At 69.1% G+C, this 14281-nt stretch carries 13 protein-coding genes; 8 read left to right on the top strand and 5 right to left on the bottom strand.

The window, feature by feature from the left end; translation table 11 throughout:
- The first annotated feature begins 28 nt into the window (after positions 1-28).
- Positions 29-394 carry an Rv2175c family DNA-binding protein gene (locus BCM27_RS15540; protein WP_004022890.1) on the top strand — a complete coding sequence of 122 codons (366 nt, stop codon included), beginning with the start codon at positions 29-31 and terminating at the stop codon, positions 392-394.
- Here the strand turns inward: BCM27_RS15540 and BCM27_RS15535 are convergent.
- Together BCM27_RS15535 and BCM27_RS15530 are read right to left on the bottom strand one after the other, a co-directional pair.
- Positions 363-1997, bottom strand: a complete 1635-nt coding sequence (locus BCM27_RS15535; RefSeq protein WP_231895915.1) for an alpha-(1->6)-mannopyranosyltransferase A — start codon at positions 1995-1997, stop codon at positions 363-365. The two genes, BCM27_RS15540 and BCM27_RS15535, sit on opposite strands and share 32 nt — an antisense overlap.
- Positions 1998-2005: 8 nt before the next feature.
- Positions 2006-3196, bottom strand: coding sequence for a polyprenyl synthetase family protein (locus tag BCM27_RS15530; protein WP_004022888.1), 1191 nt, complete (start codon positions 3194-3196; stop codon positions 2006-2008).
- A gap of 11 nt (positions 3197-3207) precedes the next feature.
- On the opposite strand from BCM27_RS15530, the gene BCM27_RS15525 reads away from it, so the two are divergent.
- Positions 3208-4185, top strand: a complete 978-nt coding sequence (locus BCM27_RS15525; RefSeq protein ID WP_033203915.1) for a methylenetetrahydrofolate reductase — start codon at positions 3208-3210, stop codon at positions 4183-4185.
- 52 nt (positions 4186-4237) lie between these two features.
- Here the strand turns inward: BCM27_RS15525 and BCM27_RS15520 are convergent, their stop codons facing one another.
- The 3 genes from BCM27_RS15520 to BCM27_RS15510 all read right to left on the bottom strand — a co-directional run bounded on the left by BCM27_RS15520 (position 4238) and on the right by BCM27_RS15510 (position 7691).
- Complete coding sequence (locus tag BCM27_RS15520; protein WP_004022886.1) at positions 4238-5212, bottom strand: LppM family (lipo)protein; 975 nt, start codon at positions 5210-5212, stop codon at positions 4238-4240.
- Between the two features lie 183 nt (positions 5213-5395).
- Positions 5396-7015, bottom strand: coding sequence for a phytoene desaturase family protein (locus BCM27_RS15515; RefSeq protein WP_004022885.1), 1620 nt, complete (start codon positions 7013-7015; stop codon positions 5396-5398).
- 1 nt (position 7016) lies between these two features.
- A complete protein-coding gene (locus BCM27_RS15510) occupies positions 7017-7691 on the bottom strand; it encodes a GNAT family N-acetyltransferase (RefSeq protein WP_033204023.1) in 675 nt (224 codons plus the stop codon).
- Positions 7692-8077: 386 nt separating this feature from the next.
- Here BCM27_RS15510 and BCM27_RS15505 point away from each other — a divergent pair, with 386 nt between their 5' ends.
- The 6 genes from BCM27_RS15505 (at position 8078) to BCM27_RS15480 (ending at position 14249) form a co-directional block, all read left to right on the top strand.
- Positions 8078-8557, top strand: coding sequence for an SAV_6107 family HEPN domain-containing protein (locus tag BCM27_RS15505; protein WP_033204021.1), 480 nt, complete (start codon positions 8078-8080; stop codon positions 8555-8557).
- Positions 8558-8723: 166 nt separating this feature from the next.
- On the top strand, positions 8724-9128 hold the full coding sequence (locus tag BCM27_RS15500; RefSeq protein ID WP_004022882.1) for a DUF3040 domain-containing protein: 405 nt from the start codon (positions 8724-8726) through the stop codon (positions 9126-9128).
- Between the two features lie 541 nt (positions 9129-9669).
- Positions 9670-10110: a division/cell wall cluster transcriptional repressor MraZ gene (mraZ, locus tag BCM27_RS15495; protein WP_004022881.1), complete on the top strand. Its 441-nt coding sequence runs from the start codon at positions 9670-9672 to the stop codon at positions 10108-10110.
- A 246-nt stretch (positions 10111-10356) separates the two neighbouring features.
- Complete coding sequence (gene rsmH, locus BCM27_RS15490; protein ID WP_033203911.1) at positions 10357-11343, top strand: 16S rRNA (cytosine(1402)-N(4))-methyltransferase RsmH; 987 nt, start codon at positions 10357-10359, stop codon at positions 11341-11343.
- 2 nt (positions 11344-11345) lie between these two features.
- Entirely contained in the window at positions 11346-12215 is an 870-nt protein-coding gene (gene ftsL, locus BCM27_RS15485; RefSeq protein WP_004022879.1) for a cell division protein FtsL, read from the top strand.
- Between the two features lie 108 nt (positions 12216-12323).
- Positions 12324-14249 carry a peptidoglycan D,D-transpeptidase FtsI family protein gene (locus BCM27_RS15480; RefSeq protein WP_004022878.1) on the top strand — a complete coding sequence of 642 codons (1926 nt, stop codon included), beginning with the start codon at positions 12324-12326 and terminating at the stop codon, positions 14247-14249.
- Positions 14250-14281 lie beyond the last annotated feature (32 nt).

Genomic DNA, 14281 nt, shown 5'->3' with positions numbered 1-14281 from the left:
GCTTCCGACGACCGGTTACCCTTTCGACGTGGGTTCCCTACCGTTGTCGCCTGACACTCTGCCGTCCGACACCGAGTTCCTGTCGATCGACGATGTCGCCGACCGTCTCGGGGTGTCGACCAACCGAGTGCGCACACTCATCCGTGACCATCATCTGCTCGCGGTCAGCCACGATGGCCACCCGGCGATTCCGGCACTGTTCGTGGACGAGGACGGCGTCGCCAAGCATTTCTACGGACTCGTGGCGGTCCTGATCGACGGCGGTTACACGCGCGACGAAGTGATGGAGTGGCTGTTCACCGAGCAGGAAGATCTCGGTCTCCACCCGGCAGCTGCGTTGCACACGGATTTCGCCCGCGAGATCATCCGCCGGGCGCAGGCCCAGGCTTTCTGACCGGCGCCCCGGCCCCGAATTCCCCGGCCCCGAATTCCCCGGGTTCGGCGTCGGCGCGCGCCGACTTCTCGACCCCGGACTCCGCGATGGCATCCGACGCAGGAGCGCTCTCGCCGGCCGGGGTCGCACCCCACGCCCACCTCCCGAACCGGCCCAGCCGCAACGGGTCCCGATGGGACAGCGACCACGCCGCCAGGCCCGCGAGTGCCGCGGCCAGCGCCACCTCGACGGGCTTGTAGAAGACGATCGCGTCGTCGGGCTGGAAGACGATCAGCAGGAAGGTCGACGCGCCGACGACCGTCGCCCGCACCCACATCGGCAGGTCGAAGGCGACCGCGATCACCAGCACCCAGGTGTAGTACCAGGGCAGCGTCGACGGTTCGAGCAGCAGCACGGCCAGCATCGCCCAGGCCATCCCGGCCACCGCATCCCGTGCGTCGTGTCGATGTCGCCACCACACCGCGACGAGTGTCACCGCGAGAACGACCGAACCGATCGCCCGGGTGACCTCCAGGACCGGTTGCAGGTTGAGCGCGACGAAGGGCGCCGCGATCAGGGTGACGAGATGGGCGGCGAGGGTGGGGACGGTGAACCAGTTGATGATGACGTCGGCCCACCCCAGACCGGTGAGCCAACCGAGTCCCAGACCGATCGCCAGGGTCCACACCCCGAACACCGCGACCGCGATGCCGACGATCGACGCGAACACCGTCACCACGTCGCGGGATGTCACCGGTCGACGAGATCGGATGTGCGACAACCAGATCCACAAGACGAACGGCAGCGCGATCCCGGCGGTGATCTTGATCGACACGGCAAGCGCCAGGACCGACGTACCCCACACATGCCGGCCGTCGACCACCAGGACGATCCCGGTCACGAGCACGCCCATCATGAGCAACTCGACGTGCGGGCCCGCCACGAGGTGGATCAGGACCATCGGATTGAACAGGGCCAGCCACAGCCCGGCCTGGGGTGAGGCCCCGAACCGTTCGGCCAGCCGCGGGATCGCCCAGAGCGCCAGAAACAGTCCGGGCAACAGCACGAGCCGGATGGCCAGCACGCCGATGATCGCGTGATCGCCGGTGATCTCGGTGACCACGCGCAGCATGCCCATGAAGAAGGGGCCGTAGGGAGCCGTCGTGGTCGCCCACACCTGCGCCATGCTGTCCACGAGTGGGCCCGGTAGGTGGGCGGGACCGTCCGCGTACGGATCGAAGCCTGCGCCGAACACGGCGCCCTGCGCCAGGTAGGCGTAGACGTCGCGGGAGTACACCGGCACCGCCACGAGGAGTGGGGCGGCCCACACCAGTACCCACCGACTCAACGTCCGGGTCGATGGGGTGTGAGCAGAGCCGGAGAAGATCCGACGCCCCAGTCGGACCCAGCCGAACACCATGAGGAAAACGCCCAGCCAGAACAGCGTGCCGAAGACGTTCTTCCCGTGTCCGTAGGTGATCCAGCTCAGACCCAGATCGGACAGGACGGTCGAGTTCCGCGGCGGGTCGCCGACCCCGAAGCTGCCGAGGCAGACGAGCACGGAACCGATGGCGCCGAGGATCAGATCGAACCGGCCGGTCGAGCCGCGCGCGGCCCGTGTCACGGGAGCGTTCACGCCTCGCGGTGCGCGACGCGATGTGCGACCGCGATCAGCTCGGTGCGGATGTCGGCGCCGATGTCGGCGGCGTCGAGTGCGGCCAGCGCCGACCCCAGCAGCTCGTCGATCGAGTTCTCGACTTCGGCCACCGCGCCCACCTCGACGAAAATGCCACGCGCGGAGTTCAACTCGTCATCGTCCAGGGCGCGCCCGAGGTGGGAGCGCAGACGCGCGCCGAGCGCCGGGTCGGCCGCGTCGGCTCGTTGCAGGGCGATCGCGAGCAGTGCCGTGCGTTTACCGGAGACCAGATCGTCACCCGACGGCTTCCCGGTCCGTTCCGGATCACCGAACACACCGAGCAGGTCATCGCGGAGCTGGAATGCGACGCCGAGATCGTGGCCGATGGACCGCAGGCCCGACACGAGATCGTCGGACGCACCGGCCAGCCGCGCGCCCAGTTCGAGGGGCCGCGCCACGGTGTAGGCGGCGGTCTTGAACTCCATGACGCGGTAAGCGGCCTCGGTCGAGTCGTCGCCGCCGGCCTCGTTGACGATGTCGAGGAACTGCCCGCCGAGGACCTCGGTCCGCATCGCCGCCCACGTCGCGCCCACCGCGGCGGGCAATGGGCGGCCGCCGTCCTCGACGGTCGATCCGTCCCTGCCGGTTGAGCCGACCCTGCTGCCGGTTGAGCTTGTCGAAACCCCCGGCCGATGACCGTGAACCAGGTCGTCTGCCCAGGCGAGCGCGAAGTCGCCGGCGAGGATCGCAGCGGCGACACCGTGCGCGCCGGGGTCCCCGGCCCACTTCGCGCTCTCGTGGCGCGACTCGAATTCGCGATGCACCGTCGGAAACCCGCGACGGGTGTCGGACCGATCGATGATGTCGTCGTGGATGAGGGCGCAGGCCTGCACGAGCTCGAGTGCGGCGCAGACCCGCAGTGCGTCCCGCGGGCCGGGTGCGTCGTCTCCCGCGACCGTGCGGTCCGACGACGATGTCCCGCAGCGCCAGCCGGCAAAGGCGAAGACCGGCCGGATGCGCTTGCCGCCCCGCAGGACGAAATCCCGGATCAGTTCGGCGGCCTCGCCGACCACCGGCGCGATCGCGGCGGTGGCGGGCACCGCGTCGGCGAAGAAGGCCCGCAACTCGGCCTCGACGGCGCCCGGGACCGCATCGAGCGAGGTGGGCGTGGGGATCGTGGAGGTCACCCTGCCAGGCTATGCGACCAGCTCCGTACACTGTGCGAGTGACCCCAACCGCTCCCGCACCCTCGATCGTCGAACGTCTGGCCGCTCCGCACCGCGGCCCGGTCCCGTTCTCCGTCGAGTTCTTCCCACCGCGTGACGCCGAGGCCGAGTCCCGGCTCTGGCGGGCGGTGCGCATCTTCGAGCGGTTGTCCCCGGCATTCGTCTCGATGACCTACGGCGCCGGCGGTTCCACCCGGGACCGCACCGTGCGCATCACCGGCGAGCTGGCCGCACAGACCACACTGTTGCCGGTGGCCCACCTGACCGCGGTCAACCACAGCGTCGCGGAACTGCGGGCACTGGTCGGCGCCTACGCCGACCAGGGCATCACCAACATCCTCGCGCTGCGCGGCGATCCGCCGGGCGATCCGCTCGGCGAGTGGGTCGCCCATCCCGACGGGGTCGAGTACGCCGAACAACTGGTCCGGCTCATCGACACCCTGGGCGACTTCCACGTGGGAGTGGCGTCGTTCCCGGAGACCCATCACCGGTCGCCCGACATCGATCACGACACCCGCACGCTGGTCGACAAGTTGCGCGCCGGTGCCGAGTACTCCATCACCCAGATGTTCTTCGACGTCGAGCACTACCTGCGGCTGCGCGATCGGGTCGCCGCCGCCGACCCCGAGCAGGGACTCAAACCGATCATCCCGGGCATCATGCCGGTGACCTCACTGGCCACCGCACGGCGGATGGTCGAGCTGTCGGGTTCGGTGATCCCGCCCGACGTCGAGGAACGCTTCGCCAAGGCGGCCGGCAACGGTGCCGAGGAGGATCGCGCGTCGGTCCGTGCCGTCGGCATCGACTTCGCCACCGAGATGGCGCAGCGCCTCGTCGCCGAGGGCGCGCCGTGCCTGCATTTCTGCAGCCTCAACTTCGCCAAGGCCACGACCGAGGTCCTGGGCCGTCTCGGCGTGGACGTCGACGCCGCGCTGCACGTTCCGGCCTGAGCGGGGAGACCCGGTACGCCGGACCGGTTTCGACGCCGGACCGGCTGCCGAATCACGTCCCGGCGGAGGGCTTCCGGTCCGTGGCGGGCGGTGCCGGTGACGCACCTGCCGCGGGATCGGCGGCTGCGGCGAGTCCCTCGCCCGAGATCGTCGACGGTGCGGACTTCGTCGGTGCCGGCCGTCCGGGGCGTGGTCCGCGGTATCGCTTGCTGTAGGCGATCCGGACGATCACCAGGACCACCACGACGCACAGCAGGGCGACGAACCACGACCAGCTGCTGACCGCGGCGGTCGCCGGGTCCGGGTAGGTGGCGTCGGCGCTGAAGTCCGATGGTTCACCGGGTGCGGGCGTCCAGGTCACGGTCGATTCCCCGACCTGTTCACCGTTCGTCGCCGTCACCGGACCGCCGAAGGTGACGGTCAGCTGGACGTAGTCGCGTTCCGGGACGAGCTCGGTCAGGTCGGTGTCACCGCGGAATCGCACGACCTCGCCGCTGCGCTTGGCGGTGAGGTCCATCGTCAGCGAGGTGTCGCCGTAGGCGTCGGCCACGATGTCGCCGAGTTGGGCGAACTGACCTGCCGTCAGATCACTGAACGTCGCTCGCGAGCCCACCCGGGTGGCGGGATCGTCCTCGTCGGGATTCCCCTCCGCACCCGCGTCATCGTTCCCGGCGGTCTCGGAGGGGGAAGAGGATTCGGATTCGGCCGGGCTCTCGGGTCCGGCGCCGGGAGTCGCCGACGGCGCGTCGGGTCGCTCGGGCACCTGTCGGTAGTCGGTCACCGAGACCTGTCCGGCCATCGACTCGGGGAGATCGAACTGCGGTGTCCCGCGCGGATTGTCCGGGGTGGTCGCGACGACCACGCTCCCCGAGTAGCGATCACCGACCGTCGTCGACCGCTCGAGACAACCGGCCATCAACGGGGACAGGGCGACGAGGGCGACGGCCACCGCGGACGGCAGCAGGCGCCGGGCTCGGCGGGACTCGGGCGCACCCGGTACGGGATTCGACGAACGCACGGTGCTCATCGTGCCAGACCTCGGCGGAAGCGCGGGGCACCCATCGTGCCGCGCCGCGTCGGGTCTCCCGGCCACCCCGATGTCGAACCACCCGGCCCGGACACCGCCCACCGCGGCCCAGCGGCAGATCGCGGGCGGCGGTCGCTCGAGGGTCCTTGTCCAGGGCGCTTCTCGGGTCGGACGGTCGGCGAGTCAGGATCGGCGGCCGAACCCCCGGCGCCCGCGCCGCAGAGCCGACTGGGCGGCGATGTACCCGCTGGCGCCGGTGACACCCCCACCGGGGTGTGTCGACGCGCCGGCGAGGAGCAGCCCGTCGGCGCCGGGCACCCGGTGACCCGCGAGGTCGGGGGTCGGGCGCCACATGAACATCTGGTCGATGGACATCTCGACGTGCATGATGTTGCCGCCGATCAGGCCCAGCTCGTCGGCGAGATCCCGCGGTGTCTGGATGTACCGGTGTGCGATCGACTCGGCGAATCCGGGTGCATGGCGGTCGACCTCGTCGCAGACGGCCTTCGCGGCCCGGTCGGCCGCGGCGGGCCAGTCGCCCTCGGCCAGCCGGTACGGATGCCACTGCGCCCACAGGTTGATGACGGAACGGCCCGGCGGAGCGAGTGTCGGATCGATCGCCGAGTAGCTCATCGCGACCACCGCGGGACGCGGCGGGAGCTCGCCCACCGACGCCGCGGCGTGGGCCCGGGTGAGGTGGGCGCGGTCGGTGACGAGCAGTCCGAGAGCCGAATGGACACCGTGCTCGGGCAGGTCGTCCGGCAGATCCCGGTAGGCGGGCAGGCTCGTCGTCCCCAGCCGTACCGCCATACCGATCCCGCTGCCGACGACGATGGCGCGTCGCCACCGGTCGATGGTGCCGGCGTCGTAGCCGCCGGCGGCAAGGAGATCCAGCGTCGTCAGCACGTGGCAGGCGCTGATGATGGTGCCGGCACAGCGTGTTTCGCCGCTGCGGGTGAGTACTTGCCAGTGGTCGCCGCAGCGCGCGATGGAGACCGCGGGGTCGCCGCACGAGACGATGCCGCCGTCGTGGGCGATCCGGTGTACGAGTGCGTCGGTGAGGGCACCGCTGCCCCCGATCGCGCGGCCGGGTGGAATCCGGTGCATGAGTGCGGCGAAGCCGATCATCGGTGCGGTCCCCGGTGCACTCATCGGCGGCCCGGACTGCGCGCCGAACCACGCGAGTCCGGCCTTGAGCTGTTCGGAGTCGAAGTACTCGTCGAGAAGCGAGTCGCCCGAGGCCATCAACTCGGCGGTGAGGTTCAGCACCCGGCCGCCCCGCCGGCCGAGGAATCCGGTGCGCGCCGTGGTCGCGGTGTCGCCGAGCCCGCCGAAGGCCCGGCCGAACCGAGCCATCGTCGCGGGTTGGTAGAACGCGTCCATGACCGCGCGGGCACGTGGTGTCCACGTGGCGACGAATCGGCGGTAGGCGGCGGCATCGGCTGCACCACAGGCATTTTCGATCGACGTGCAGGTCGCGTCGAGGTCGGTGCGGAAGACGATCGGCGGGGCCGTCTCGGTCGCCGGGACGAACGCCCACGGATCGCAGTCGACGTACCGCAGACCGTGTGCGGCCAGCTCGAGGTCGTCGAGGACGGGGGAGTGACGGATCATCAGGTGCGACGACGACCCGCGGTCGACCCGGTGCCCGGGGAACCGTTCGACGGTCGAGACGGCGCCGCCGGGGATCTCGTCCCGCTCGAGGACCTCCACCTCCCGTCCGGCCTGTGCCAGATAGGCCGCGGCGATCAGCCCGTTGTGGCCCCCGCCGATGATGACGGCGTCGCGCCGGGTTCCGTTCACGTCAGCTCCCGGCTTCGGCGCGCCGGGCCGTGGTCGGCGGTTGTAGTTCGAGGGGGAGCGGCCGTCCGAGGAAGGCGAACGGACGGGGGTCGCCGGTGAAGGTGAAATGACGCAGGACGTCGGTGAAGCCCATCCGCCGGTACAACGACCACGCCCGGTTGTCCTCGGCAGGGATCTCCGGGGTCGAGAGGAGTACGTGACGTTCGGGCCGGTCGGCGAGGAGTCGCGCGAGCAGCCACTGGCCGATTCCTCGTCCCTGGGCGGTGGGGTGCACGTGCAATTCGGTGAGTTCGAAGTAGTCGCGGGCGATCGCCTCGATCGTCCCGGGCCGGCGGCCGGTCTGACGGAGTCCGAGTCGCAGCTGCTGATTCCACCACTGGTCGGTCGCGCCGGTGTATCCGTAGGCGATGCCGACCAGCAGGTCGTCGGGCCCGATGCCGACCGGCGGACCCACCCGACGGCGCGCGGCAGGCATGGTCCGCGCCTCGTGGGGACTCACGGTCTCGACCGCACCCACCGCGCGCCATCCGGGCCGGCCGATGTGCTCACGCCAGAGCCCGGCGCGGTGGATCTCGGTACCGCGCGGATAGTTCATCGCGGTCACGTAGATCTCCAATGCGGGCTCGAGCCAGGCCCGGGCGTCCTGGCCGGTCAGGCTCACCAGGCGGATCGTCAACGGACTCCCGTTCTCCTCGTCGTCGTTCTCAACGTCGTCGGTCTCTGCGTCGTCGTCGGCGCGTATGAGTCGCCCGGCATCACCGACGGGCACCGCCCTCTGGGGTGGATACCGGCGCCGGACACTTCCGGGAATTGTCCTATCGATGATGCACACTCGGCAGGAATCGGGTCGCGGGTGGTGGCGTTGTACAGGCCGGCGGTGTTTTCGGGTCACAGATGTCTTGAACACCGACGCCGGGCTAGCTATATTGAACGTGTCGAACGGATGTTCGATGAATGTGCCTCCGCAAGCTGTTCGCGTTCATCCACGACACGGTCCGGCGGCGGACGAGGGAAGCGTCTGCCGCCGGACACAACGACCACACGCACGAGGAGGAGGACGGCATGGCCAGGAGTCGCAGCGCCACAGCTCTCACCCACGGGGCACCCGTCGATCCGGTGATGGTCGGCCGCGCCCGCGATCTCCTCGAGCGCGCACACCTGCTCCTCGACAACGCTGACGGCGTCGACGACGGTGCCGAACGTTTTCGTCAGCTGTATCTGGTCGCCCTCCGCGCATCGGGTGCGGCCCTGGCCGTCCACGAGCCGATCGGCACGGTCCGGCGCAGGACGTCGACATCGAACGCGTGGACGCGCATCGGCATGGTCGCACCTGAGCTGGCGCCGATCGCAGCCCGGTTCGCGGCGCTCTCGCCGGTGCGGATGAAGATCGAGTCCGGCATCATCCGCACGGTCGACCCCGACAGCGTGGCCGGAATGCGTCTGCTCGTCCTCGACTTCCTGCGCCAGGTCGAGACGATGGTCATCGCCTACGAGCAAGGAAAACTCGGTTTCGAGGCCCCGCAGATCGGCGCGACAGCGTGAATCGGGCCACACTTTGCCGTATCTCGCACCGGCCGGTCATCCGCAACGGCGAGTAATGGTGGTCGCGGTCGGTTTCACCTCGTATCATGGGACGATATAGGCGCAGACGCCTTTCCGGTCGCGGGTGACCTTCGTCGGCGTCGCGGATCAGTGAGAAGGAGGGTCGGTGCCACTTTCGGAGCACGAGCAACGCATGCTCGAACAAATCGAGAGCGCGCTGTACGCGGAAGACCCCAAGTTTGCGTCCAGTGTCAAGCGTCGACGTCTGGGGAGGTCGAGCGGTCGTCGTCGCTTGCAGGCGGCGGCGATCTTCGTCGTCGGCCTGGTGATGCTGGTCGGCGGACTCATCGTCGACATCAGCATCGGCGGATTCCCGATAGTGAGCCTGCTGGGCTTCCTGGTGATGTTCGGGGCCGGTCTCTTCGCTCTCTGGGGAGACAGCAGCGGCACCGCCGAGTCCGGTTCGTCGGCCCCCAGGGCCGGCAAGAAGCAATCCGGGTCGTCCGGCGGCAAGCGCAAGCTGTCCGAACGTATGGAGGAGCGATTCAATCGGCGGTTCGAGCAAGAGTGATCTGCTGATCGCGACCCCGCGTTCGTCGATCGGCTGACCGACCCCGCGACACAACTGCATAGAGAGAGCCGCGTGCCTTCGGGCACGCGGCTCTTTTCGTGCTGCCGTTCGCCTCCTGTGAGTTCTGAAACACTGCGTGACGCACAGTCGACGGGATCGGACGCACGGTCGACGGGATCGGACGCCCAGTCGACGAGATTGGACGCCCAGTCGACGGTGTCCCCACTTCACCCCACCGGCGATCCCCACTTCCCCCCACCTGGGCGCCCCACTACGCCCCACCCATCGGTTTCGCCCGGTCATTCAAGCCTCTCTGGCAACACAAAGCACCTCTTGTCACGCCGCTCGCGTCGAGATTTCTTCTCGCGACGCGCCGAGGCAGGCTTCGCCACACTCGAATCAACGTCTCTGAACTGCATATTTGCTGAGGTGGGGTGAATCAGGGGGCGTGTGGGGTGGAAAGTGGTGGAAAGTGGGGTACTGTGGCATCACCGGGTGAGGCGCAGGACGGCGCGGAATCCGGTGGGCAGGAGGTGTCGACGTGTCCGTGCGATTCGTCGGTACCTACACGCCCAAGTTGGACGACAAGGGGCGGCTCACGCTGCCCGCCAAGTTCCGCGACGCACTGGCAGGAGGGGTAGTGGTCACCAAAGGCCAAGATCACAGCTTGTCGGTGTACCGGACCGAGGAGTTCGATGCGATCGCCGCTCGGATCGTCGAGGCATCCCGAAACGATCCCGATCTGCGTGCCTTTCAGCGAACCTTCTTCGCCGGTTCGGAAGAACAACGACCAGATGGTCAGGGCAGGATCAGCCTGTCCGTCGACCATCGTGTCTACGCGGGGCTGACGAAAGAGTGCGTGGTGTTCGGCAGTTTCGACCACCTCGAGATCTGGGACTCGGCCGCGTGGAACGAGTACCAGACCAGCCACGAGGAGAACTTCTCGGCCGCCAACTCCGCGGCCCTGAACGCGGTGCTGTAGCCGGGCCACCCAGACCCGGCGACCGACCAAGAGACAGACCGAAGAGACAGCAACCGATGGGCGAGTTCGGTGCCCAGAGGCTTCGGGTGGCACGAGGCCTCGGCCCGGTCGCGACCCTGGCGTACTTCCCCAACGCCAGGTGCGTGATCGGGTCGGGACCCCGCTCCATCCGACCGCCTGCTCTCGCCGACCCGAAGCAACCGCCCACCGCCGATACCGCACACATGCCGATGGGGGGTCTTCATCATGGTCGATGCAGGTGACGAACCTCGCCGTTCCGGCGAGTACGGACACGTACCGGTGATGGGTGCTCGGATCGTCGAACTACTCGCCCCCGCACTGGATTCCGATGAACCACGGGTCTTCCTCGACGCCACGCTCGGCGCCGGCGGGCACAGCCAACTCATCCTCGAGTCGTTCCCGAACGCCAGGGTGGTCGGCATCGATCGAGATGCGTCCGCCCTCGAGATCGCCCGCGCACGCCTGGCTTCGTACGCCGACCGGATCTCCCTGCACCAGGCCACGTTTCACCAGATCCGTGAGGTGATGGACGCGGCGGGCGAATCGGCGCTCGACGCCGCGCTGTTCGATCTCGGTGTGTCCTCGATGCAGCTGGATCAGGCGGGGCGCGGGTTCGCCTACGCGGTGGACGCGCCGCTGGACATGCGGATGAATGCCGACGATCCGCTCACCGCCGCTGACGTGCTCAACACGTACTCGCACGGTGAACTGGCCCGCGTGCTCTCCGATTACGGTGAGGAACGATTCGCCGGGCGGATCGCGTCGGCGGTTCTCCGCGAGCGGGACAAGCAGCCGTTCACGACCAGCGCACGTCTCGTCGAACTGCTTTACGACGCGATCCCCGCGGCCACCAGGCGGACCGGCGGGCACCCGGCGAAGCGGACCTTTCAGGCGCTGCGCATCGAGGTCAATCACGAATTGGACGTCCTGCGTGAGGCATTGCCCGCGGCGCTGGAGTCACTCGTGGTCGGTGGCCGGGTCGCGGTGATGAGTTATCAATCGTTGGAGGACCGGATCGTCAAGCGCGAGTTCGCCACGCGCACGACGTCGACCTCGCCTCCCGGGCTTCCCGTCGAATTGCCCGGCACTGCACCGGATTTCCGTCTCATCACCCGCGGGGCCGAGCGTCCGGACGACACCGAACTGGCCACCAACCCGCGCTCGGCGCCGGTTCGTGTCCGCGCGATCGAACGAGTCGAGAAGAAGGGCTGAGCATGACCATCCTGCACGAGGCCCCGTCGCGTGCCGCCGACGACGACCGCGACTCTCGACGGTCCCGCCGGACCCGCATCGAGTCCGAACGGGCGACACGGTCGCGCGCCGCCCAGCGCGCACTCGACCGGCGCCATCGCCGGACCGCAGCAGGTCGTGCCGCGCCGACGCGTCGCACCGGCGGTGGACTGTCGATGACCGGGGTGTCCCTGCGAGAACGATTGCAGCACACCCCGTTCGTCGTGCCGGTCATCGCGCTGCTGGTACTCGGGCTGGGGCTCAGCCTGTGGCTGTCGACCAAAGCGGCACAGGATTCCTACAAGCTGGGCATCGAGCGGACACAGAACCAGTCCCTCATCGATCAGCGGGACGCACTCAAGCGCGCCTACGAATCCGGCAACTCGGCGCCCGAATTGTCCGACAAGGCAGCACGTCTCGGTATGATCCCGGCCGACAACCCGGCTCGCATGATCGTCGACGACCCGCGTCGTCCCCGAGTGGTGGGCAAGCCGGAGCCTGCCTCCGGCCGTCCGATGGGGAGTCTGAATCCGGACACCGCACCGGATCCCGCGGACTCGGTCGACCCGAGCCAGGTCGACGACTCGATCGGGCTGGGTGGGCGGTCGGGGTCGGCGGGCTCCGAGGCGGACCGCACGACCACCCCCCAGCCCACTCCGTCGCCATCGGCTGCCGGTCAACCGACCACACCCTCGCAATCCACACCCTCGCAATCCGCCCCGTCGCAGACCGCCCCGCCGGGTGCGAATCCGCTGCCGTCCGGGACGAATCCGGTGCCGTCCGGAACGAGTGCGGTTCCGCCGGCCGCACCGTCGACACCGACCCCGGCGCCGAATGTGGTGCCAAGCCCGTGAGTCATCGGTGTCCCGGCCCACAACGTGGGCTGGGTCTCCGGCGTCATCTCCAACCCGCCGGGATCAAATCCGGTGTAACGACGTTGAAGCGGTGAACAATTGACGACCATGACACGTGCGACCTTCGAGCGGCTCGGCGCCGGGCCGTCACGACCGGGACGTCGCCCCGGTGGAGGGCCGGCCGCGGGGTCGGGAGGGCCGAAGCGGCCGGGGACCGGCAAGCGGAACGGCCGGGGCCCGCAGAGCTTCGTCTTCCGTGCGCGCGCGGCCGGCGTGCTGGTGCTGCTCGTCGTTCTCGCCGTCGCGGTCAAGATGATCGTCGTGCACACGGTGCAGGCGGGGTCGATCTCCGCCGAGGCCGCGCAGCAGCGCGAGTACACCCAGGTCCTGACCGCCAAGCGCGGAGCGATCCTCGATCGCAACGGGCGCCCGCTCGCCTACACCGACGAAGCCAGGTCGTTGACGTTCTTGCCCAAGGCCGTTCGCAAGACGATCGACGAGGAGCATCGCAAGAATCCGGCCCTGCCCGACGTCGACACGAGGCTGAAGGAGATCGCCAAGGGCGTGTCGGTGGCCCTCGGCGGTTCGATCAGCGAAGAGGATCTGCTCGCCAAGGTCACCGGCGAGGACACCTTCGTGTACCTCGCCCGGTCGGTGAGCCCCGACGTCGCGTCGCGGATCACCGAGGAGTTCCCCGAGGTCGGCGCCGACCCGCAGAGCATCCGCCTCTACCCGGGCGGGTCACTGGCCGCGAACGTGGTCGGCGACGTCAACTACGACGGCAACGGCCTCATCGGACTGGAGGCGTCGCTGGACTCGATCCTGTCCGGAACCGACGGTTCGCGGACCTATGACCGCGGGTCGGACGGCGCGGTCATCCCCGGCAGCATGCGCAACGTGCACCCGGCGCTCAACGGCGCCACGGTGCGCCTCACCCTCGACTCCGACATCCAGTGGTTCGTCCAGAGCCAGATCATGAAGGCCAAGCAGGCTTCCGGCGCGCAGGGGGCCTCCGCGGTCGTGCTGGACGCGCGGACCGGCGAGGTGCTGGCGATGGCGAACGACGGGACCTTCAACGCGTCGGTCCCGCTGTCCGAGCAGCCGGACGCCGACCTGGGCAACCCGGCCGTCACCTCGCCGTTCGAGCCGGGTTCGGTCAACAAGCTCATCGCGGCCGCGGCCGCCGTCGAGTATGGGATCACCAAGCCCGACACCGTCCACCAGGTTCCCGGGAGCATCCGGATGGCCGGCGTGACCGTGCGTGATGCGTGGCCACACGGTGTCGAGCCGTACACCACCACCGGCATCTTCGGTAAGTCCTCGAACGTCGGCACCCTGATGCTCGCGCAGCGCATCGGCGAGGAGCGCTTCGCCGACATGGTGAAGAAGTTCGGTCTCGGTCAGCGAACCGGGGTGGGCCTGCCCGCGGAGAGCGCGGGCGAGGTGCCCGCGCTGAGCCAGTGGTCGGGTGGCTCGTTCGCCAACCTGCCCATCGGACAGGGGCTTTCGATGTCCCTGTTGCAGATGACCGCGATGTACCAGGCGATCGCCAACGACGGACTGCGCATCCCGCCACGGATTCTGTCCTCCGAACAGCGCGACGGGTCGGCACCCGACGACCGGGCGCGACCCCAGCCGGTCCGCGTCGTGAGCGAGTCGACCGCCCGCACCGTCCGGGACATGTTCCGGTCGGTGGTCCAGGACGATCCGACGGGTGAACAGCAGGGCACCGGGACCAAGGCGGCGGTCGACGGCTATCAGGTGAGCGGGAAGACCGGCACCGCCCAGCAGGTCGATCCGGCGTGTGGGTGCTACTCGAACTCGCGGTACAACATCACCTTCGCGGGGATCGCGCCCGCCGACAACCCGCGCTACGTCGTCGGGATCATGCTCGACAACCCGCGTCGCAGTTCTGACGGATCGGGCGGTCAGTCGGCGGCACCGCTGTTCTCGACCATCACCTCGTGGATGCTCCAGCGCGCCCAGGTGCCGCTGTCGGCTCCGACGCCGCGACTGACCCTGACCGCGCGGTAGGCCGTACGGCGTCGCCCGCCGGCCGGTCGCTC

The organism is Gordonia terrae, assembly GCF_001698225.1.
Lineage (GTDB): Bacteria > Actinomycetota > Actinomycetes > Mycobacteriales > Mycobacteriaceae > Gordonia > Gordonia terrae.
Note: the sequence above shows the minus strand (reverse complement) of the source record. Positions and strands in the feature narration are given on the sequence as shown.